This is a genomic window from Erythrobacter sp. SG61-1L (genome assembly GCF_001305965.1).
Taxonomy (GTDB): domain Bacteria; phylum Pseudomonadota; class Alphaproteobacteria; order Sphingomonadales; family Sphingomonadaceae; genus Andeanibacterium.
Window position 1 is genome coordinate 3,032,316 of record NZ_JXQC01000003.1, and the last position, 21,367, is coordinate 3,053,682.

At 60.2% G+C, this 21,367-nt stretch carries 19 protein-coding genes and 1 pseudogene; 8 read left to right on the forward strand and 12 right to left on the reverse strand.

What is annotated here, in order from left to right; translation table 11 throughout:
- Window position 1: 1 nt before the first annotated feature.
- The 5 genes from SZ64_RS14845 to SZ64_RS14865 are packed head-to-tail and all read right to left on the reverse strand — an operon-like array spanning window position 2 to window position 5,645.
- Window positions 2-1,093: an ABC transporter permease gene (locus tag SZ64_RS14845; protein WP_054531541.1), complete on the reverse strand. Its 1,092-nt coding sequence runs from the start codon at window positions 1,091-1,093 to the stop codon at window positions 2-4.
- The gene (locus SZ64_RS14850) at window positions 1,093-2,235 is read right to left on the reverse strand and encodes an ABC transporter permease (RefSeq protein ID WP_054531542.1); all 1,143 of its coding nucleotides are present in this window, start codon (window positions 2,233-2,235) and stop codon (window positions 1,093-1,095) included. Before SZ64_RS14850 ends, SZ64_RS14845 begins: the two co-directional genes overlap by 1 nt.
- Entirely contained in the window at window positions 2,232-4,019 is a 1,788-nt protein-coding gene (locus SZ64_RS14855; RefSeq protein WP_082384610.1) for an ATP-binding cassette domain-containing protein, read from the reverse strand. The genes SZ64_RS14850 and SZ64_RS14855 overlap by 4 nt, the downstream gene beginning before the upstream one ends.
- Window positions 4,020-4,038: 19 nt before the next feature.
- Window positions 4,039-5,028 (reverse strand): HlyD family efflux transporter periplasmic adaptor subunit, encoded by a 990-nt coding sequence (locus tag SZ64_RS14860; protein WP_054531543.1) that lies wholly within the window; start codon window positions 5,026-5,028, stop codon window positions 4,039-4,041.
- The gene (locus SZ64_RS14865) at window positions 5,025-5,645 is read right to left on the reverse strand and encodes a CerR family C-terminal domain-containing protein (RefSeq protein ID WP_156313653.1); all 621 of its coding nucleotides are present in this window, start codon (window positions 5,643-5,645) and stop codon (window positions 5,025-5,027) included. The genes SZ64_RS14860 and SZ64_RS14865 overlap by 4 nt, the downstream gene beginning before the upstream one ends.
- A 486-nt stretch (window positions 5,646-6,131) precedes the next feature.
- Between SZ64_RS14865 and SZ64_RS18655 the strand changes: the two genes are divergently transcribed.
- From SZ64_RS18655 to SZ64_RS14875, 3 genes are all read left to right on the forward strand, one after another.
- Complete coding sequence (locus tag SZ64_RS18655; RefSeq protein ID WP_156313654.1) at window positions 6,132-6,524, forward strand: hypothetical protein; 393 nt, start codon at window positions 6,132-6,134, stop codon at window positions 6,522-6,524.
- 72 nt (window positions 6,525-6,596) lie between these two features.
- On the forward strand, window positions 6,597-7,976 hold the full coding sequence (locus SZ64_RS14870; RefSeq protein ID WP_082384611.1) for a DNA modification methylase: 1,380 nt from the start codon (window positions 6,597-6,599) through the stop codon (window positions 7,974-7,976).
- Complete coding sequence (locus tag SZ64_RS14875) at window positions 7,963-8,574, forward strand: DUF5681 domain-containing protein (RefSeq protein WP_156313655.1); 612 nt, start codon at window positions 7,963-7,965, stop codon at window positions 8,572-8,574. The genes SZ64_RS14870 and SZ64_RS14875 overlap by 14 nt, the downstream gene beginning before the upstream one ends.
- A 310-nt stretch (window positions 8,575-8,884) precedes the next feature.
- Here the strand turns inward: SZ64_RS14875 and SZ64_RS14880 are convergent, their stop codons facing one another.
- Together SZ64_RS14880 and SZ64_RS14885 are read right to left on the reverse strand one after the other, a co-directional pair.
- Window positions 8,885-10,180, reverse strand: a complete 1,296-nt coding sequence (locus SZ64_RS14880; protein WP_206742914.1) for an ATP-binding protein — start codon at window positions 10,178-10,180, stop codon at window positions 8,885-8,887.
- A gap of 26 nt (window positions 10,181-10,206) precedes the next feature.
- A complete protein-coding gene (locus tag SZ64_RS14885) occupies window positions 10,207-10,992 on the reverse strand; it encodes a response regulator transcription factor (RefSeq protein ID WP_082384612.1) in 786 nt (261 codons plus the stop codon).
- An 89-nt stretch (window positions 10,993-11,081) separates the two neighbouring features.
- On the opposite strand from SZ64_RS14885, the gene SZ64_RS14890 reads away from it, so the two are divergent.
- Together SZ64_RS14890 and SZ64_RS14895 are read left to right on the forward strand one after the other, a co-directional pair.
- On the forward strand, window positions 11,082-13,454 hold the full coding sequence (locus tag SZ64_RS14890) for a TonB-dependent receptor (protein WP_082384613.1): 2,373 nt from the start codon (window positions 11,082-11,084) through the stop codon (window positions 13,452-13,454).
- Window positions 13,455-13,572: 118 nt separating this feature from the next.
- Window positions 13,573-13,809: pseudogene (locus SZ64_RS14895) on the forward strand (IS6 family transposase); the annotation flags it as partial.
- Between the two features lie 31 nt (window positions 13,810-13,840).
- Here SZ64_RS14895 and SZ64_RS14900 read toward each other — a convergent pair.
- Window positions 13,841-14,281 (reverse strand): hypothetical protein, encoded by a 441-nt coding sequence (locus SZ64_RS14900; protein ID WP_156313656.1) that lies wholly within the window; start codon window positions 14,279-14,281, stop codon window positions 13,841-13,843.
- On the opposite strand from SZ64_RS14900, the gene SZ64_RS14905 reads away from it, so the two are divergent.
- The 3 genes from SZ64_RS14905 to SZ64_RS14915 are packed head-to-tail and all read left to right on the forward strand — an operon-like array spanning window position 14,274 to window position 17,628.
- Entirely contained in the window at window positions 14,274-15,848 is a 1,575-nt protein-coding gene (locus SZ64_RS14905) for a recombinase family protein (RefSeq protein WP_054531550.1), read from the forward strand. The genes SZ64_RS14900 and SZ64_RS14905 overlap by 8 nt on opposite strands.
- The gene (locus SZ64_RS14910; protein ID WP_054531551.1) at window positions 15,848-16,741 is read left to right on the forward strand and encodes a plasmid partitioning protein RepB C-terminal domain-containing protein; all 894 of its coding nucleotides are present in this window, start codon (window positions 15,848-15,850) and stop codon (window positions 16,739-16,741) included. Before SZ64_RS14905 ends, SZ64_RS14910 begins: the two co-directional genes overlap by 1 nt.
- Complete coding sequence (locus SZ64_RS14915; RefSeq protein ID WP_054531552.1) at window positions 16,741-17,628, forward strand: plasmid partitioning protein RepB C-terminal domain-containing protein; 888 nt, start codon at window positions 16,741-16,743, stop codon at window positions 17,626-17,628. The genes SZ64_RS14910 and SZ64_RS14915 overlap by 1 nt, the downstream gene beginning before the upstream one ends.
- A gap of 258 nt (window positions 17,629-17,886) precedes the next feature.
- Here the strand turns inward: SZ64_RS14915 and SZ64_RS14920 are convergent, their stop codons facing one another.
- The 4 genes from SZ64_RS14920 to SZ64_RS14935 form a co-directional block, all read right to left on the reverse strand.
- On the reverse strand, window positions 17,887-18,288 hold the full coding sequence (locus tag SZ64_RS14920) for a hypothetical protein (RefSeq protein WP_054531553.1): 402 nt from the start codon (window positions 18,286-18,288) through the stop codon (window positions 17,887-17,889).
- 284 nt (window positions 18,289-18,572) lie between these two features.
- Window positions 18,573-18,914: a hypothetical protein gene (locus SZ64_RS18870; RefSeq protein ID WP_156313657.1), complete on the reverse strand. Its 342-nt coding sequence runs from the start codon at window positions 18,912-18,914 to the stop codon at window positions 18,573-18,575.
- Between the two features lie 141 nt (window positions 18,915-19,055).
- Window positions 19,056-19,550 (reverse strand): hypothetical protein, encoded by a 495-nt coding sequence (locus SZ64_RS14930; protein WP_054532293.1) that lies wholly within the window; start codon window positions 19,548-19,550, stop codon window positions 19,056-19,058.
- Window positions 19,551-19,693: 143 nt separating this feature from the next.
- Window positions 19,694-21,367, reverse strand: a complete 1,674-nt coding sequence (locus tag SZ64_RS14935; RefSeq protein ID WP_054531555.1) for an NERD domain-containing protein/DEAD/DEAH box helicase — start codon at window positions 21,365-21,367, stop codon at window positions 19,694-19,696.

Sequence of the window (21,367 nt, forward strand, 5' to 3'; positions counted from 1 at the left end):
ATTACTCCATTCGCGACCGGAACAGCCAGGCCGAGGCCGACAGGGTGACGAGCGCGATCAGCACCAGCGGCCAGAGCTGATGCAGCACATCGGTGGCGGGCATGCCCTTCAGGAACAGGCCCTGCACGATGATCAGGAAATAACGCGCCGGATTGATGTAGGTTACGGTCTGCAGCCATTCCGGCATGTTGGCGATGGGGCTGGCATAGCCGGAAAGCAGCATCAGCGGCGTGGTGGCCACGAAGCTGCCGAGGAAGCTCTGCTGCTGGGTCATCGACAGGGAGGAGACGAACAGCCCCACCCCGATCAGCGCGAGCAGATAGGTCGCCAGCGAAATGAAGAACAGTAGATAGGAACCGGTGAAGGGCACGCCGAACACCGCCTGCGCCACGAACAGATAGAGCGTGCCGTTGGTGGCCCCCACCAGAAATGGTGGGACGATCTTGCCGATCACGATCTCATGCACGCGCAGGGGGCTGACCAGCAGTTGGTCGAAAGTGCCCAGCTCGCGCTCGCGCGCCACGGTTTGGCTGGTGATGGCCAGGCCTGCGATGGATACGATAATCACGATCAGCGCGGGCAAGGTGAACCAGATGAAGTCCAGCGTGGGATTGAACCAGTTGGTCACCTGCGCGCCGCCCTGCATCCGGGGCATGGCATCCGCGTCCATTCCGGCCGTGATCTGTCCGATATAGCCGGCCACGATCTGCGCCGCGTTGGAGCGCCGCCCGTCCAGCACCAGCCCGACCCGGGCAGGCTGGCCCTTGTCCAGCGCGCGGTCAAACCCTTCCTCGATCACCAGCGCGGCGATCACCTGCTGGTTGTCGATCGCGTGGCGCAGTTCCTCGGAAGACCGCAGATAGAGGATGTTGCGGAAATTGGGGCTGCCGGAAATGCGCTGCACCAGTTCGGCCGCATGGGTGCCGCCCGACCGGTCGAGCACGGCAACGTCCACATTCTTCACATCCAGCGTGGTGGCGAACGTGAAGATGAACAATTGCAGCAGCGGTGGCAGCACCAGCACGATGCGCGCCTTCGGATCGCGCAGCAGCGACCAGATTTCCTTGATGATGCTGGCTTTCAGGCGCTGCATCAGTCGAGGCTCCTTTTCGTGACCCGGAAGGACAGGGCGAAGAACAGGAAGCCGAAGCCCAGCATCACCGCGATATTGGGCAGGAAATGCGCCCAGATGTCGCCGGTTAGGAACAGCGTCTGCAGCGGGGGGATCAGATAGCGGGCAGGCACTGCGTAAGTGATCGCCTGAATCCACACCGGCATGGAACTTATCTCGTAAATGAAGCCGGACAGCAGGAAGGTGGGCAGGAAGGAAGACAGCAGCGCCACTTGGCTGGCCACGAACTGGTTCTTCGTGGCCGAGGAAATGAACAGCCCCAGCCCCAGCGCGGGCATCAGGAAGGCCGATGCGATGAGGTAAAGCGCCAGCAGCGATCCACGGAACGGCAGGCCGAACATCGTTACCCCGATCACCGTGCACAGCGTCATCGAGGCAAGCGCGAGCAGGTAATAGGGCAGGATCTTGCTGGCGATGAATTCGGCCATGCTCACCGGCGTGGCAAGGATCGCCTCCATCGTGCCGCGTTCCCATTCGCGCGCCACCACCAGTGCGGTCAGCAAGGTGCCGATCATGGTCATCACGATGGCGATGGCGCCGGGGACGAGGAAATAGCGGCTCTTGAGGCCGGGATTGAACCAGAAGCGGGCCGAAAGCTCTATCTGCGGGGCCTTGGCGATTACGCCGGGCAGGCCTTCGTTTGCGGCCCATGTCTGGAACACGCCCTGCGCGTGGCTGGCCACGAAAATGGCGGTGTTGGGCTGCGAACCGTCGGTAACGATCTGAATGTCGGGCAGGCGTCCGTCATGTACCACCTTGCCGAAATCCTGCGGGATCACCACCACGCCGCTGATCTCGTCACCGATCATCATGCGCCGCGCCTGTTCGCGGTTGCGCAGGTGAGTGACGGAGAAATAGCTCGATGCTTCGTAGCTGTTGGCAAGGGCCAGTGCCGGGGCGCTGGAATCCTCCATCACCACGGCCACCTTTGTGCCCTGCGTATCCAGCGACACGGCATAGCCGAACAGGAACAGCAGCAGCAGGGGCATGGCCAGCGCGATCAGGAAGGTGGAGGGATCGCGCACGATCTGAGCCAATTCCTTCACCATCATCGCCTTCAGGCGCCGCATGTCGAAACGGATCTGGTTGCCGGGGGCACTCATGCCGGTGGGCCTCCGTTCGCTTCCAGTTCAAGATCGCTCGCCTCGATCAGGGCGATGAAGGCATCCTCCATCGTCGGATCGGCCGTGCCGGTCAGTTCAGCAGCCTTGGCCTTCAGCGAATCGGGCGTGCCGGTGGCGATCTGCCGCGCGCGGTAGATCAGCGAAACGTCGTCGCAATATTCGGCCTCGTCCATGAAATGGGTGGTGACCAGCACGGTCACGCCCTTTTCAACCAGGCCGTTGATATGGGTCCAGAACATGCGCCGCGTGACCGGATCGACGCCCGATGTCGGCTCGTCGAGGAACAGCACGGGCGGCTGGTGCATCACTGCGCAGGCCAGCGCGAGGCGCTGCTTGAAGCCCAGCGGCAGGGCGCCGGAATTCATGTTGAGCTTGTCGGCCAGATCGAAGATCTCGATCATGGCATCCTTGGCCCGCCGGGCCCCGCTGCGCGACAGATTATAGGCGCCGGCGAAGAAATCGAGATTCTGCGCCACGCTGAGATCGCCATAGAGCGAGAATTTCTGCGCCATGTAACCCAGCGATGCACGCGCTTCTGCCGCCGCCCTGCGCAGATCGTTGCCAGCCACCGCACCGCGCCCTTCGGTGGGGGTCAGCAGGCCGCACAGCATCTTGAAGGTAGTGGACTTGCCCGCGCCATTGGGGCCGAGCAGGCCGTAGATCTGGCCCTGCGGGATGGCAAAATCCATCGACTGGGCGGCAGTGAAGGCGCCGAAGCGCTTGGTCAGGCCCACTGCCTCGATCGCGTGATTCTCGCCCCGCTCTACCGTGCGGTAATTCTCCGCCAATGCGCTGGTGCCTTTGGGGCCGCCGCCCAGAATCTCGATGAATCCGTCCTCGAACCGCGGCTGCGCGGGGAGCACCGTGGTGGCGGGGCCTGCCGCGAAATCGCCTGCGGTTGGCACGGCATGCCCGTCGCGCACCAGCAGGCGCACGGAACGGCCCTGAATCGTGCCGTCGATGATGTCGGGCCGGTCCAGCGTCTGGGTCAGGAAGCGGCGGCGGCGCGGTTCGAAGCCGGATACTTGAATCACGCGGTCTTCGACGCGGCCGGTCAGTTCGCCCGGTGCGCCGTCGAACAGCAGCCTGCCTTCGTTGAGCAGATAGACCCGGTCGCACTTCTCCGCTTCGTCGAGATAGGCGGTGGACCACAGGATGCCGATGCCCTGATCGGTCAGCTGATCCACCATTGCCCACAGCTCGCGCCGGGAAATGGGATCGACGCCAACGCCCGGCTCGTCCAGCAGCATCAGGCGGGGCGCGCGTACCAGCGTGCAGGCAAGGCCCAGCTTCTGCTTCATGCCGCCGGACAGATTGCCCGCCAGCCGGTCCTGAAACCGGGCAAGGTCAGTGAATGCCAGCAGCCGGGCGAAAGTCTCCTCGTGCTCTTCCTTCGGCAGGGCGCGAAGTTCGGCATAGAGGCTGAGATTTTCCAGAACCGTCAGGTCTTCATACAGGCCGAAGCGCTGGGGCATGTAACCCAGCTGGTCGAGCATGGCGGCTGGCGGCTGGCCCAGAATCGCCACTTCGCCCTGATCGGGATGGAGCAGACCTGCCAGCAGGCGAATCAGCGTGGTCTTGCCCGCGCCGTCCGGCCCGACCAGCCCGGTGATCTTCCCGGCCTGAACCGTCATGGATACGCCGGCCAGCGCATCAATATCCATGCCCTTGAAGCGCTTGGTCAGGCCGATGGCCTCGGCAACCGCCTCGGGCTTCGGGACCTGAGAGGGCACTTCAGGGGGCTGAAGGGTGGCGGAAGGCATGGCGAAGCCCCTCGAGCCCTTACTTGCCGGTCACCGTTACTGTCACCGGCTGGCCCTGGCGCAGCTTGTCGTCCGGATCGGTCACGGTGATGCGCATGCGATAGACAAGGTCCGTGCGCAGATCTTCGGTCTGCACCGTCTTGGGTGTGAATTCGGCGCGCGGCGAAATGAAGCCGATCGTGCCCTGGTAGGTCTTGTGGTTGCCGTCGGCCTTCACCTGCACCTTCATGCCCGGCGCGACGCGCGAAAGATCGCTCTCTGCAACATAGGCGCGTACGCGCAGCGGGCGGTCGATAGACAGGGTCAGCACGGTCTGCCCCGACTGAACGATGGCGCCCGGTTCCTGCGCGCGGGTAACTACGGTGCCGGCAGTCGCGGCGCGCAGGGCAGTGTCGCCCCGGTCCACCATCAGACTGCCGCGCGCGGCCATCGCGCTCTTGAGCTGGGCCTTGGCCGCGTCGATCTGTTCTACGCGCGCGCCCTGATTGAGCTTGGACAGTGCCTGTTGTGCTTCATTGAGCTGGGCCTGAGCCTGATCGCGCTGGGCCAGCGTTGCCTGCCACACATCGCGGCTGATCGCGCCCGGCTCCACCAGTGACTGGCGCCGGTCCACATCCTGCTGGGCCTTGCGCAATGCGGCCTGCGCGGCATCCACCCGGGCGCGGGCCTGGCCGACGTCCTGTGCGCGGCTGCCGTTCATCAGTTCGGCCAGCTGGGCGCGGGCCTGAGAGATCATGGCATCCGATTCGGCGATCCGGCTGTCGAGCGGCGCCGGATCGATCAGGGCGAGCATCTGGCCCGGTTCCACCTTGTCGCCTTCGTCCACGTCGATGGCGGCGATGCGGCCCGGCACGCGGAAGGCCATGTCCACCTCGCGGATGTCGACATTGCCGTAGAGAGTCAGGTCACCGCCATTGCCCTTGCCCACCAGGCCGAAACCGTTGGTGGCGATGGCAGCGATCAGCAGGGCTGCCGCGGCGAGGATGGGAATGAGACGCTTCCTGTTCATTCTGTCCCTCCGGTGAGGATGGCGATAATGTTGCGGCGCAACTGGCCGCGCAGCATGTTGCCTTCGTCCGGGCCGAGTTCGCCCACTTCCAGCGCCTTGCACACGGTGGCGCGTGCCGCCCGCATTACCAGAGCCTGGCCAAAGATCATGAGGCCCAACGCGCGCAATTGCTTGCGTTCCAGCTTTGGCCGGATGCGGCGCAGCAGCGCCTCGAACCCGTTCAGCAGATCCTGCATCACACCGCGATAAAGCCGTTCGAACGCTTCGGTCGGTTCCAGCTGTTCGCGCACCACGAAGCGGGACCATGCGGCCGAATCATCGTGCAGCATCATCATGGCCACGCTGTCCATCGCCTGCAGTATGCGCTCCAGCGCTTCGTTCGGGCTAAGCTTCTCCGCATCGTCGGCAAGGGCGAGCGTGGCGGTCTGGCGGCTGCGGATCTGGCAGGCGATATGATCGGCGCAGGCCAGGTACAGCCCTTCCTTGCCGCCGAAATGATAAGTGATGGACGACATGGCCGTATCGGATGCGCGCGCAATGTCCCGCGTGCTGGCCCCATCGAAGCCCAGCCGCCCGAACCGGTCGATCGCGGTGTTGAGAAGGCGGTCCTGAAGCATGGGCAGGCCATAATTCGTTCGAACGAACAAATCAATCGCCAGTAAGGCGATCCGCGCATTTCGGCGTGCGTGGACAGCAGACAAGGCTCAAGCCCCGCAGGCCTTGGGGCCGGGGGCTGTAACCTTGGATTTTCAGAAATTGGTGCGCGACGCAGTCCGGAGCGGACCAGTCTCTTCCCTACAGAAAGCAGATTCTAGGGAATTTCGCAGGAAATCGGTCGTTTCGGTCGAGCACCGAACAAAGTCTGGGCGTGGCATCAGAGGTTTATCGAAGAAATTCCCTGTCCTGCATGTAGGGAAAGATATTCGCCCATGTAGGCAACGGCCACCCCTTGTGCAGCGACGCTGTCGGCATCCACAGGCAAGGCGCTCAGCGCCCGCTTGATGCTGGGGGGGGGAGGGGTCTTGTCGGAGTGAACGATTTGTGGTGCTTCTTGTTCAGCGCCAAACCTCGTTCAACACTCAACACTGGAAGGATTCCAGATCATGATAAACTACGTAGGGGCGTTACGCAGATCCGGTGTAGGCCGGCCTGAGATAGGGGATCGTGAGCAGATCCTCGGTCACTTTGCAGTTGAACTCGCCAAGAAACGGACAGTTCGGGAAATCGCTAAGGACGGCTTGAAAATCTACGGCTACGTATCTGGATCGGATGGCAAGCCAGTATTGTCGGTTATTCGAGCGTTGCGTGGAGCGACGCTCGAACGGCGCTATCGGGAGCTGCGCAAGGAATTGGATGATGCGCTGCGATGGGCGATCACGGCACCGCTCCTCGCGAACGCCAGCTACATTGGCGTAAGCACACCAAAGGCTCCGCTGTCATTTGGCGCCAAACCCGATCTGAAGCGTGGGCGTCCACGAAAGAATCGTACACGCTGAGCATTTTCCTCTTTTTCCGCCGATTTTTCGCAGTTCAATGAACCCCCCTCCATTTCGAATCAGGAGGGTAAAATGCAAAAATCGAAGTGTAATGATGACAGTGGTTCGGACCCGATCGGGCACAACCGGACCACGATGGTTCGGGCTGCCGTAGCACAGTTCAAATTGCTCGACGGCGAGCCGAGAAAACACAGTAAGCATGATGTCGATCTAGCAACGGGCGTCCTGCCTCAATTGCCGCAGGGCGTTCCGCTACCGGTCGTCGTGAACGATCAAAACGAGGTGCTAGTCGGCGGCTTGTTCGTGCTTGCAGCCCGCAAACTCGGTCTCGAAACCCTGCTCGTAGTTCGCCATGACGGGTTGAGCGAGATCGAGCAGAAGCACTATGCGATCGCGGTCAACCAGTTGCTCAGCAAAGGCGAATGGGACCCTCTCGCGCTCGATGTCTGGGTTCGCGAATTTGAAGGCCAGTTAGAAGATTTCAGCCACGCGACGATCGGGTTCGAAGCCGGCGAACTCGATCGCGCTTTGGGCTTTGGCAAGCTGAGCGGCGGGTCAGGCGATCCGAACAGCCTTCCGCCGCTTGCTGAGGTGGCGGTAACGAAACTTGGGCAGAAATGGCTCGCCGGCTGCCACCATATTTTATGTGGTAGCGCGACGGAGACCGTCGCCGTTGCACGGCTAATGGACGAACAGGCAGCCGCCATGGCGATCACTGACCCACCTTATGGCTGTAAGGTCGACGGGTTTGTTTCGAAGAAGGGCCTTCATCGCGACTTCGTTGAAGGCGCAGGCGACATGGGCCCGGTCGCGCTCGAGCGGTTTTTCCGCGAGTTCGCGGGGCATCTAGCTGTGGCCTCACGGCCCGGCGCACTGGTATATATCTTCATTGACTGGCGCAGCCTCGATCTTCTGCTGCGGGCCTGCGAGGGTGTATTCGGCCCGCTTGTCCAGATGTGCTGCTGGATCAAGGACCGCGCGGGAATGGGAAGTTTCTACCGCTCGCAGCACGAACTGGTGCTGGTCTTCAAGGTTCCTGGCGCCAAACACGTCAACAATGTGAAGCTTGGCGTCAACGGCCGGAACCGGTCTAACGTCTGGCAATATCCATGCGCAGCCTCCAGCCGGTCGGGGCGGGAGGGGGACCTCTTAAAGAAGCATCCCACACCTAAGGGCGTGGAAATGATCGCCGATGCGATCCTCGACTGCACCAAGCGCGGTGACCGGGTAATCGATTGCTTCCTCGGCTCCGGGACCACTCTGATCGCGGCCGAACGTACCGGGCGCATTTGCCACGGCATGGAACTCGATCCGCTCTACGTCGATGTTGCGATCCGGCGCTGGCAGGCTTGGACTGGCCAGTTCGCGATCGATGCCGAGACGGGCCGGACCTTCGATGAACTGGCGGCTGAGGCCGCCCGAGCAGAGGAGGGCGACCATGAGCAAGAATGATGGTTCCGGGGGTAAGGACTACGAGATCGGCTATAAGAAGCCGCCCAAACACAGCCGGTGGGTTCCGGGTCAGTCGGGTTTCAAGGGACATAAGAAGAGGCCGCCAGAAACCCAGGCGCAGATCGTCGCACGGGTGCGCGATGAGCTGGTTACCGTGAACGGCAAGACCATGACCAAGTTCGAACTGGCGGTCGCTAGCGTGCTCAATCAGACGATCCGGTCGGGCAAACCGCGCGACCTGAAGCTGTTGTTCGAGTTGCTCGATAAACACGGCGGGATCCCGCAGGGCGATTTGGCCGCACAAAAGGCGGCCGACTCTGACTACGTTATGCAGAAGATCGGACAGATCGTGGAGCGTACCTTAAACATTGATCCGAAAGACGTTGCGCTCATCGACGATCTTAATGCCGAAGAGGTTAGCTTGGTCATGAGTTGCAATAGTTGTGGTCCAGAATTGCGGCGTCGTTGGGCCGATCCGGAATACACCGAGGTCAGGAAGCGGCATGGTGCAACCGGCCTCCATCGCCAGATCTTGAACGGGGAAACGAAGCGCAAACTCCGGTCTTATAGACCCGGGAAGCTGCGAAGCGAAAAATAATGCCGAACCGCCCGGCGGCGCATTCGGCGTCAGGACGGGGAGCCGCCAGCGACCGGGCGGCTCCCATCGCTCGTTTTGAGTTTTGCCGGTGCCATTCATGTCTTGGGACCCGTAAGAACTCTAATTCGGGTATTCTGCATCCGAAAAGCTTGAGATCATCGGGATCGTCGAGCAGTCGCACCTGCCAGCCAAGGGTAGTGGGTTAGATTGCCAGTACCATTATCGGCTTTGAGCCTCAGTACACCTTGGAAAAGTTTACCTGACAATCCCCCTGTGGGGCTCGCCCAGGCGAAGATCGGGCTGGCCGGGATCATTGCCGGGGCAGGTCCACACTCGCCTTGAGGCCGCCAAGGCCGCTTTGCCCCAGGGTGAGGCTCCCTCCCATAACTGCCAGCGCCCTCGTGGCGGAGGCGAGGCCTAGGCCAGCGCCTCCCCTCTGTTGTCCCCGGCTGGTGTCGAGCCTTCTGAATGGCAGGACTGCCTCTCCTCGTTTGTCGGCCGGAATCCCCGGACCATCGTCCTCCACATCGATGGTGAAACGATCCGGGGCGCTTTCCTGCAGCGTGACCTCGATCCTGGCCGCGTGGCGGCAGGCATTGTCGACCAAGTTCGACAGGGCGCGCTTGAATGCAAGCGGGCGGACCCTTGCCTGCAAGGTATCCGCACCGAGATAGTGGACGTCCGCGCCCAGGTCCGCCGCCGTATCCGCCACCGTCATCGCGATGGCGGCCACATCGACCAGCCGGGGCTCCTCATCCTTTCCATTCCGGAAATAGGAGAGGGTCGCTTCGATGAAATGTTCCATTTCGTCTAGATCGGCGGCCATCGCCACACTCGTTTCCGTATCTTCGATCAGCGATGCGCGCAGGATTAGCCGCTGTATCGGTGTGCGCAGATCGTGCGATACAGCGACCAGCGCTTGAGTCTGGTCATCCATCGTCTTGAGGAGGCGGGCCTGCATCTCCGAGAAGGCGGTGGCAACGCGCTGGATCTCCGGCGGTCCTTCGATGCGGAAGCGGCCGATGCGTCCTTGCTCGGTCGCATCGGCCGCTTCCGCAAGGGCGCGCAGCGGCTGGACCAGTGCACGGACCATCAAGGCCGCAATGCCAAGTACCACGACGATCAGCAGGATATGCATCATCACCACCGTCCCCGGACGAGGAGGGGAGGCGAGGTAGGGGCTGAAGCGAAAGGTGGCGAACGATCCGTCGGACAGTCGCAGGGCGCCGAGAAGATCGCGTTGTCCGGGCGCAACCGAGGGCATCAGCGTCATGCGCAGTTCTCGCTGGCCGAGGCCGGCTTCGGCTCGGACGATATCCTCGTGCAGCCGTTCGAGTTGGGGCAGGGATGGAGTGAAGTCGGTGATGACGGTCCGTGGCACCCAGTTAAGCGTCATACCGCCGATCGCCAGTTCATGCATCGCATGGCTGCGTTCAGGCCGGGGGGTGGACAGGACTGTCTGCTCCGCTTTTGCGAGACGGGCCGCGATCATGCGGATTTGCGGCGCGGAGATCAGTTCCGGCTCCTGCCAGCGATGCAGGACGATATTGCCCAGCAGTTCCAGCAGGACGGCCACTACCAGAACGAGGAGGATCCGTCCTACCATGCCAACGGAGCGGAAACGTTTCATGCTCAGTCAGTTTGGATCGGGACAGCCAGCATGTAACCGACGCCGCGAATGGTGCGGATGATCGGCCGCGATTTCCTGCTGTCGCCCAGCTTCCGGCGCAAACGGCTGATCAGTACGTCGACACTGCGGTCGGTGGGGGCGCCGATCCGGCTGCGCGTCATTTCGATCAACCGCTCGCGGCTGATCATGCGCTGCGGATAGCGCAGCAGCGTGACCAGCAGGTCATGTTCCGCGGCGGTCAATTCTACCTCCGCCCCGGACGGCGCGATCAGTTCTAGGCGGCGGGAATGATAGCGCCAGCCCGCGAAGTCGAACTGCTCAGGCGCAGGGATGTCGAGCGGCACGTGCGGGTCGCTGACGCGACGCAGGACCGCGCGGACGCGCGCCAGGACTTCCGAGCGGCCGAACGGCTTGGCGATATAATCGTCTGCGCCCAGATCCAGGCCGGCAACCTTGTCGCCCTCATCCCGTCGAGCACTGATCATGATGATCGGCACTCGGCTGCGAGTGCGGATCATGCCGCAGATTTCCAGACCGCTTTCACCGGGGAGCATGATGTCGAGCAGCACGAGATCGACCTGCCTTTCGCCCATCGCGGCATCCAGTTCCCGAGCGCTGGCCGCGCCGGTCACGCTGTATCCGCATTCGCGTAGGATGCGGGCCAGCAATGTTCGGACCCCCGCATCATCGTCCACCACTACGATGTGAGGAGGGAACGCCGAGGGCCAGGTGTCGGTGATCGGCTGGTTGCGCGAAGGCAATTGTAACAAAGTGTTGCTCCCGCCCATTAAGTTCACGTTCACGATTGACCGGCCCTGCGCTCGGTATCAGGGCGCAATCCGATTTTGCTAATTATTCTCAATATCGGGAGCTTTCAATGAGCATGTTCAGTAAACCGCTTGCCGCGCGTCTAGCTTGCGGTGCGGGTTCCTTGGAACTGGCCCTTTGCCTTGCATCGCCTTCAATCGCCGCCGAGGCCATGCCGGAGACGCCGGTGGGTTCGGACATCGTCGTCACCGCGGCCGGTTTCGAACAGAAGATCACAGATGCGCCCGCCAGCATCACTGTTGTTACCGCGGAAGAACTGCGCCAGCGCCCCTACATGACGCTGATCGATGCGGTGCGCGACATCGAAGGTGTCGATGTAGGCGAGACATCCGACAAGACCGGCCAGCGCACGATCAGCATTCGCGGTATGGGTTCGGACTATACGTTGATCCTGATCGACGGCCGCCGCCAGAACAACCACGGCGACATCTATCCCAATAGCTTCGGCGGCAACCAGTTTAACCACATTCCGCCGCTCGATGCGATCGAGCGGATCGAGGTCATCCGTGGCCCCGCTTCCACCCTCTACGGCGCGGATGCGCTAGGCGGGGTGATCAACATCATCACCAAGAAGACGTTGGACCGCTGGACCGGTTCCGCCACTTTCGGGCGGAGCATCCAGGAAGACACCGCATTCGGCGATGAAATGACGTTCGATGCCAATGTAAGCGGCCCGCTCGTCAAGGGGCTCATCGGCCTCAAGCTGCGCGGTTCGTTCTACAAGCGCTATCCATCCGATCCAGATTTCGAGCCGTCGATCGATCCGGCAGGCGTATCGCATGTGCGCGGCCTGGGCTTCGGCGGGGGTGGGAAGACGGTCGAGAACACTAACCGCAGCTATGGCGGCTCGATCACCTTAACTCCGTCGCCCGACCACAGCTTCGAATTTGACATCGATTATTCGAAGCAGGTTTACGACAACACGCCCATCGTCGATCCTGATACGGGTGCTATCAGTTATCCGCTGGGAACGCTGGACGGGATCGCAAGCATCTGGCGCGCCAGCGGCGGCGTCGTGCAGCCGCGCGTCGGCTACACCGAGAAACAGGTGTTCGACCGCCTGAACTGGGCGGTTACTCATCATGGCGACTGGGGCTTCGGCAGCAGCTTCGTCTCGCTGGCCTACATCAAAACGAACAATAAGGGCCGCACCATGCCCTTCTCGGTCGCGGAACGCTTGCTGTTGCAGGAAATGTATAGTGGCACCGGCGACTATGCGGGTATGACCACGGCTGAACGGCGCGCCATTGCAGAGGAAACCTTCCTTCCCCGTCCGCTTCGGACGCTGGAGAGCGCGCAATATACCCTGGACGCCCGGCTGGACATTCCGGTCGAGAATCTCGCTGGCGACCACCACTTCGTGATCGGGGGCCAATATATTGATGGCACGCTGGATGACGGGGTGTTCGGGCTCGAAGCCTCGGTCGGCGGTATCGAGGCGGTGCAGGATCACCGGATATGGTCGGTCTTCGCGGAAGATAACTGGAGCCTTGCCGAAGGCCTGACGATCACGGGCGGTATCCGTTACGATCACCACAACATGTTCGGCGGCCATTTCAGTCCGCGTCTCTATGCCAATTACGAGGTGACCCCCACACTGACGGTCAAGGGTGGTGTCAGCACTGGCTACAAGACGCCTAAAACGACCGACCTCTATGATGGCATTCGCGGATTTGGCGGGCAGGGCACCAGTCCGTTCATCGGCAACCCCGATCTGAAGCCCGAGACCAGCGTGAACGGGGAAGTCGCGGTCTATTGGAATCCCACGTCAGCCAGCGGTTTCAACGTCACTTTGTTCTACAACAAGTTCAAGGATAAGATCGACACGACCTTGGTCCAGCCTTGCGCGTTGACCAACTTCGGGCGTCCTTGTGCCAATCTGGGCGATTATTGGTCGGTTCTGGGGCTGGGCAGCAGCATCAGCATCCCGTTCAATATCGACGAGGCGCGCATCAAGGGTGCCGAAGTCATGGGCCGCTATGAGTTCTTCGACGGTCTTTCGCTCCGTACGAACTATACCTATACCGACAGCAAGCAGTTGACCGGCCCTTCTGCCGGGCAGCCGCTGACTCAGTCGGCCAAGCATATGGCCAATGCGACGCTGGACTGGCGGGTGACCGACGCGCTGTCGGCGCAATTGTCGGTCGAACATCGGTCGCGCCGTTATCGCGGTGTCGATGGGAGTGGGAACCATCTCTATTACAAGAGCTACAAGGTCCTGAACTTGGGCGGGCAATACCGCATCAGCGATTTCCTCACGATCAGTGGCCGCGTGAACAACCTGCTCAATCAGGACTTCCGCGCCTATGATGTCGATTTTGGCGATCCGGTCAACGGGGCCTACACGCCGACCTATATCGACCATTACAACAACAAGGATAAAGCTCGCAGCTATTGGGTCAGCGTCAACGCCCGCTTCTGACAGCGGCCGGATTGATCGACGAATTCATGCAATTTGCCGCCCGGTCGCCATGGCCGGGCGGGTGTTGTCAGTCTAACCGCAACTCGTCTCAAATTCGAAAATTGTCCTGTTTAAACAGATGGTTATGAAGATAATATCCTTCAGGCCTCATCGCCTCCCGCCAGAGATGATTTGCCAGGCGGTCTGGCTCTATTTCCGGTTCACAATGAGCCCGCGCGACGTCGAAGACCTTCTCGCCGAGCGCGGAAGCGACTTCAGCCACGAGACCGTGAGGCTCTGGTGGAACCGCTTCGGCCCGCTGTTCGCTGCCGAGATCCGCAGGCAGCGCGTGAGCCGCGAGCGACCGGGCGGCTCCCATCGCTCGTTTTGAGCTTTGCCGGTGCCATTCATGTCTTGGGGCCCGTAAGAACTCTAATTCGGGCAACCACATCATCGAGGTCCGCCTCGATCTCTTGCAGCCTGAACGAAATCTCAAGGTCGCGATGGCCGGTCAGCTGAAGCACGACTACCATGACCGAGGCTGACTTCGCAGCAAGCTGAAGAAGATGTAGTCCGCTCGGACTCACCCGGCCCTGCAGCCAGGCCCGCGCTGTCGTATCGCTCACTCCCGTCCAGCGCATAATGGTCTTGGTCGCACGCCGACTCGCGCCCAGCTCATCGCGCAGCGCTTGCCCGATTTCATTCGCCAGCACGGATTCCGCCAATGCAAACGGCGAATCTGGAAGTTGACTTCTGTTTTTACGAACCATGCTTCGGCCTTGAATGTTGTAAACTAAGGCTTCGGCAGCGTGCGCTGACACTCTCGTTTTTGGGGCCGCAATGGTCATCAAATGGTTGGATACGGTGGGGCCTGAGCCTCCAACTGACCCGCCCAGAATGCGGGCCGCCGAATATGTCCGCATGTCGACCGAACATCAGAAATATTCGACGGACAATCAGTCAGCCGCGATCCGCCAGTACGCCGAGCAGCGTGGTTACGAGATCGTTCGAACGTACGCTGACGAAGGAAAGAGCGGCCTCAATATTGGCGGACGACAGGCGCTTCAGAATCTTCTGGAGGATGTCGAAACGGGGCGAGCCGATTTCACGGCCCTGCTGGTCTACGACGTCAGCCGGTGGGGGCGCTTTCAGGATCCCGATGAAGCTGCTTCCTATGAGTTGCGTTGTCGCCAGGCGGGCGTCCAGGTCCACTATTGTGCTGAGCAATTCGAGAACGACGGGAGTATCGGCTCGTCGATCATCAAGACCGTCAAACGGGCGATGGCCGGCGAATATAGCCGGGAACTCTCCGTCAAAGTTTTCGCCGGCCAAGCCAACCTCATACGCTTGGGCTTTCGCCAGGGTGGTCCGGCGGGATTTGGCCTGCGCAGGATGCTGGTGGATCAGTCGGGCGAAGAGAAAGGTTTGCTCGATCACGGCGAACATAAGAGCATCACGACCGATCGCGTGATTCTCGTGCCTGGCCCCGAGAACGAAATCGAAGTTGTCCGCCAGGTCTATCGGATATTCGTCGAGGATCAGCGCAGTGAGCGCGAGATTGCCGATGAACTCAATCGTAGAGGGATCGTGACCGACCTCGGCCGCCCCTGGTCGCGAGGTTCGGTGCACCAGCTTCTGATCAATGAAAAATATATCGGCAACAACGTATGGGGCCGCACCTCCTGCAAACTCAAAGGCGCCCACGTCCGAAACGATCCGAGCGCGTGGATCAGGGCAGATGCAGCCTTTATCGGCATAGTCCCGCAAGCTCTCTTCGGTGCAGCGCAGGCCATCATTCACGAACGCAGCGAAAAGTTGTCGGACGAGCAGATGCTCGATGTCCTGGCGAAGATACTCGAGCGCAACGGGTATCTCTCCGGGCTCATTATCGATGAAGCGGATAACTGCCCTTCCAGCAGTTCCTTTCGCGCACGGTTTGGCAGTCTTCTACGCGCTTATACGCTGGTCGGCTTCGCTCCGGATCACGATTATCGTTATTTGGAGACCAACCGAAAACTGCGGGCACTGCATCCCGGCGTCATCGAGAGAGTGCTAGACGGAATTAAGCGTATCGGCGGATCGGTCCGGATAGATCCCGATACCGACCTTCTCACGATCAACCGAGAATTTACCGCCTCAGTCGTGATCGTCCGCTGCTTCCAGACGGGCGCTGGCAGCCGGCGTTGGAAGCTGCGGCTCGACACCAAGCTCAAACCGCATCTCACCGTGGCCGTGCGGATGGATGCGGCTAACGAAACCCCGCAGGACTACTATCTGCTGCCCCGGCTCGATATGCGCGAAGCTGTCCTGCGCCTCGCCGATTACAATGGTCTTTCCCTCGACGCCTATCGCTTCGACAGTCTGGAGCCATTTTTCAGGATGGCTGCACGAACTCCACTGAAGGAGGCAGCCTGATGTCGGCCCTACCTGCCCAGCGCGTAGAGATGGTTCCTATTGCCAAGATCACGGTCGTCAATCCACGGGTTCGCAATAAGCGAAACTTCAAGGAGATCGTCGATAACATCGCCAAGATCGGTCTGAAGAAGCCGATCACGGTTACCCGCAGAGTGGAGGCGGATGGCCCTTTCTATGATCTGGTGTGTGGGCAAGGACGGCTGGAAGCCTATATCGCTCTGGGGCAGAGGGAAGTCCCTGCTTTGGTGGTCACGGCCGATCCGGAAGATTGCTGGGTTGCGAGCCTGGTTGAGAATTGCGCGCGCCGCCAGCATCAGGCCTTCGATCTTCTGCAGGACATTCGAGGAATGGAGGAGCGCGGCTACTCGCAGAGCGAGATCGCCCGTAAGACCGGCCTGACCTATGAATATGTACACGGCGTCTCGCGGCTACTTGAAAAGGGTGAACAGCGCCTTTTGCGCTCGGTCGAAAGCGGCACCATTCCGCTAAGCGTCGCTGTCGAAATCGCAGAAGCTGAAGACGAGGATGTCCAGGCGGCTCTATCAAGTGCTTATGAGCGCGGCCTGCTCAAGGGGCGCAAATTGCTCGCGGCGCGCAAACTGATCGAGGCCAGAAGGAGACGCGGCAAAGGCTTTGCCGGCTCGGAAACCCCAAAGCGCAAGGGGCTCTCGGCAGAAGCACTGGTGAAAGCCTATCAGGAAGATGCTGAGCGCAAACATTCGTTGATCCAGCGCGCCAGAGTGACCAAAGACCGCCTGCTTTTCATCCTCGAAGCGCTTCGACGGCTAGGCCAAGATCCGGCGCTGGTTCGATTGCTGGAAAGCGAAGACTTGGGTACGCTTCCGCAAAATCTGGCCCTCAGATTGCGGCCGGAACTTGCAGGATCTGCCTGATGAGCCTGCACCATGCTCCCCTCACCCGCGCGTTCGAAGAGACGACCCTGCGCATCGCCATTGCCGACATCTCGCCTTTGCGCGAAGTGCGACCGGACGTCCGAAAGTCTGTCAAATATGGCCAGATCGCCGCTTCCATTCGTGAGGTCGGCATCATCGAGCCTCCGGTGGTCGTTCGCGATCCGCTCGATTCCGGGCGGTTCCGCCTGCTCGACGGTCATCTTCGGCTCGATATCCTCATTAGCCAAGGCGTTGCAGAAGTCGTGTGCCTGATCGCCACCGAGGATGAGGCATTCACCTACAACAGGCGTGTCAGCCGGATCGCGATCATCCAGGAACACAAGATGATCATGAAGGCGGTGAAGCAAGGCGTATCCGAAGAGCGGTTGGCGCGGGCACTCAACGTCAACATCGCCAGCATTCGCAAGAAGCTCAATCTGCTCGACGGGATATGTCCCGAAGCCGCTGAATTGCTGCGGGACAAACACGTCGCGCTCAACGCCTTCGTCCAGCTCCGGAAATTGAAACCAATGCGCCAGATTATCGCTGCCGAAATGATGGTGGCAATGAACCGCTATTCGCTCGGTTATGTGAAATCGATTGTCGCCGCGACACCGCCCGACCAGCTTGTTCAAGGGAAGCGGCAGACCGACCTCGGACTATCGCCCGAGCAGCTCGATGTGATGACCAAAGAAGCCGCACGCCTCGATCTTGAGTTTCGTTCGGTCGAGCAAAGCTATGGGGCCGACCACCTCGATCTCGTCCTAGCCTCAGCTTACGTCACAAGCCTGCTCGAGAATGCCAAGGTCGTCGGTCATTTGGCGCGACACCATGCCGATCTGCTCAACGAATTCCAGAAGATCGCCGAACTTCAAAAGGCGGCCTGATGGGGGCCCGGACCCAATAAGCGCGGGGACCGTGGGAGACGCCGCACTGTGGGGCGGATCGAGCGCGGCGGTGGGGGGATGGCGGCGAACCCGCGCGGAGCCCACTCGAGGATCCAGTGGTATCCTCGCTACTAGTGTGCGTCGGTTGGAGAGATCGACGCACACCAGGCTTCTCGCAACGATCCTTGGCCCACTGACAAAGGATGATCGCGCCAATCTGGAAAGGGTCGTGGGTGCCCTTATGTTCTGAGCAATACGTTAGCGGGCAAACGTATCTCCGCTCGCGCAGTTCATCCGGCCGAGGGATGCGGCGCGGAAATTCTCTCCTGCCTTGACCTTAACTACATCGACTATCCGAACCTGCGTGCTCGGAGTGACAGCGCCATGCTCTTGTACGACCTGACAGATATAGCCTGCATAGCCGATCCGACTGGTACCATCGTCGAAGACCCCGATGTTCCAATTCGCGGGTTCGCCCTCGTAAAGGACGTATTCCACCTTTGGTTCTTTGCGAATTGCGTCGTGGGCGGCTTCCACCGCCTTTGCGTTTCGATCCGCTTCTTTGGCTTTCTCAGCCAAAATCTCTTTGGGCGGATTCATCGCGATCACCAACATGATGACCATCGAAACGGCTGCCAAAGCCCAGATGACTTTACGCATCGGAACGTCTGCCGCGAATGGCGTGATTTTCAATTTGCACGATACCATCACTCCTCCGAATGAGCGACGGTTGGCTTGGCTTCCGCGTCGCTCCTATGTCCTCTCGGGGCGACGGCCGAAGCCGGATGTTGGAAACCTGACCAAAGGAACAGGCGCACACGCCTTTACCCTTGCGGGCTGGACATACGCGTATGCCACCCGGCCGATAATATCGACCGAGCTCTTTGGTTTTGAGGTTTCCACGCCCCACTTCCCGGCTTTCACGGGAAGTGGGGACAATTTGCTCACAAGCACGGAACGTTCAAGTAGAATGTGCGAGCGATCCCAAAAGCGGCGTCCGGGTGGTCGAGCAGCCCGATCACATGATCGATACCGAGGCGGCATGCTTCAAGTTCGCAGACGACCAGACCGACCGTCCCTGCGAGCCCAGTTCCGGCCGAGATAGCTCGCTCGCGATGCAGCTCCAGCCTGGTTTCATAGAGCCCGAAGTCTTCCGGGAAACGTTGCAGCGCCTGAAGCAGGTGCGTGGCCCAGTACCCGCGTGGTGGGTAAGGCACGTCAAGGCGTCGACAGATCTTGGCCAGGCCATTGCCGCTTAACCCGAAGCGTTCGGACAGCCGCGACATCGGGGTTTCCCAGACGAGCCTGTAAAGTTCGTCCCTCGCGATCGTCACTGGGCCGGTGGCATGGGGCGACAGGTTTACCGGAATTGGCGACCCATAATCTGACTTCCAGTGCTGGCTGCCGTCTGCGTGGACGTTGGCACTTCAGACCCCGGTCCGTTCAAACTGATCCCACGCCAAGGTGAGCTTGTCGCCCCGGGCCTTTGGCAGCGCCTTCCTGTCAATCAGCTTGGCTCCGACCTCGAAGTCCTTGTTGATCTTGACGATTAGGACCTGGCTGAAGTTGCGCTTCATGTTTAGACACACCGTGTTGCTACTCTTGAAAGGCGTGATGGTCTTGACCTCGACGAACTGGTTGCCGATTTTGCCATCGGATCCTTGGGCGTAGTTTCGGTGAGGCTTCAAGCCATACATGAGGGCGCCATAAAGCTCGCCGATGTCACCGTAGACCTGCAGGTGGCGCCCGGTAAGGTTGTGATAGTCCGCGGCAGTTGCCAGCAGGCTTTCGAAGATTGGGACAAGCTCGATATCACCGTTTGGATATGCTTCCTGCAGTTCCTGGCGTTCGAGATGCTCGTTAATCTCGGTCCAGGTTATCCATTCGCCATCATCGTAAATGGCGTTGTCATCGTTCCACATGGTGTTCCCAGTTCGAATCATCGAATGGGAAGCGTAGGTCCGGTTCGTTAATTTCCACGATGTCTCGCTGGGGCGATTTCAGCTGCCAGCAGATGTCACCTGATCTTATGTTAAATTGGGGGCGAGTCCTCTAGAAGCCCTATCTATTGGACTCCCCGCTTCAGCCGGTCGAGATGCTTTGCGCCTCCGATTACCGCAAGAAATACTGAGGGCCGGCTCAGGGCTACATAGACAAGTTCGGAATTATCGAGCTTGCCCGGATCCACAATGATTACTGCCGCACGCTCCAGCCCCTTGAACCTGCGGACAGTATCAAAAACAAGCTGACCTTGTTGCTGCTGCGCGGCATTCGTGGCCGAAACGCCAGCCAGCATTCCGTTCTTGAGCGCTGCATGGTTCTGAGCATTGCCTCCGGTCAGAACCGCAATGTCATCAGGCTTCAGGCCGTGGGTTCTGATCAGATCCCGGACAAGTTCGTGCAATGCTCCTATTGCGTCTTGTGGACGCTCGGCCTCCACCCATTGCACAGCAAGACCTTGCGGCCCCACGGCGCGCGAAACATGGCCCAGATACCAAGGCTTCATGACCTCATGGATCGCACGTGTATTGCGGAAGTTGCGGGTGAGATAGAAGGGAGACGTCATTCGGGTCAGAAAACCGGCATCCCTCCGGTAGACCTTCTGGTTGTCATCATAAAAGGCATAAAATGCGCCCTCTTCTGGTTGCTTCAGGCAACTGTCCAGACATTCGAGCCATTCGTTCTCAAAATCCTGTCCTTCATCAACGATGATTGCATCGACCCGCAGATCGGGGCGAGTTGATATCGCCGCCTTCATCGCTCCGGGAAGTTCGTTGAAATATGTAGGACTTCCTCTCGGTGGCAGATCAACGGCTGCGGCAGCAGCCATATCATCGCACAGGCCGTGGAAGCTGCGAGCCTTCACATTGGCCATTTGCCGAGTCATTCGCTCGAGCCATTCGGCAAGTGGTGCATTGAAGCATATCAGAAGAGTGGAAAGACCGGCTTCCCCAAGTCTCGCAGCTTTCTCGAGTGCCAGAATCGTTTTGCCTGTGCCGGCACCACCGGCGATGGCGACACGCGTCTGGTCGACAAGTCCATCAAGGACATCGAGCTGATCGGAACTCAGCGTCTCGATAGCACGGCGGTCATCCCGCAATGCCCGGGCGAGACTTGGACGAAGCTCAATCGCTCCTGCAACGAGCTCATGCAGAATCCGCATCCCTGTATGCCCAAGACCCTGCCCGGGTGCGTCATCTTCGCCCTTGGTCTGGCCCAGTCGAGCATCGATCCACGCTTGAAGTTGATTCATCTCAGGCCCGAACAGGAAAATCCTCTGGGGCATATTGATGCCGAGGTCCCTTTCGGGCCGCGCGCTGTCAGGAAGGATCACGCCATGTCGTAGCGTGATGAATTTGCCGCCCCAATCCCGATGCTCCCGTAATTTCTTGATAAGCTGGTACTTGCTGGAGACGGCCTGCTGCACAGGATCCTTGATCTCGTTCGTGAACCCGAGGCGATTCTTTGTCTTCCATTTCTCGGTGCCCTCGTCCCTGCTGACCACGCCTCCCTTGACCTCAATGACAAGAAGTCCGAGCTCGGGATGAGCAACAACAAAATCAGCTTCGCCGTCGCGCTCAAATCCTTTTTCATCAAGACCGAGCCAGGGACGGGAATAGTAACAGACGTAGTCGTCAGGGACCTCCTCCCGCATCAGGTTGTAGACTTCGATTTCGGCCGAGCGATACGGGTCATTGGTCACCCAGGACGGCAGGGTGGTCGGAAACATCAGAGCCAT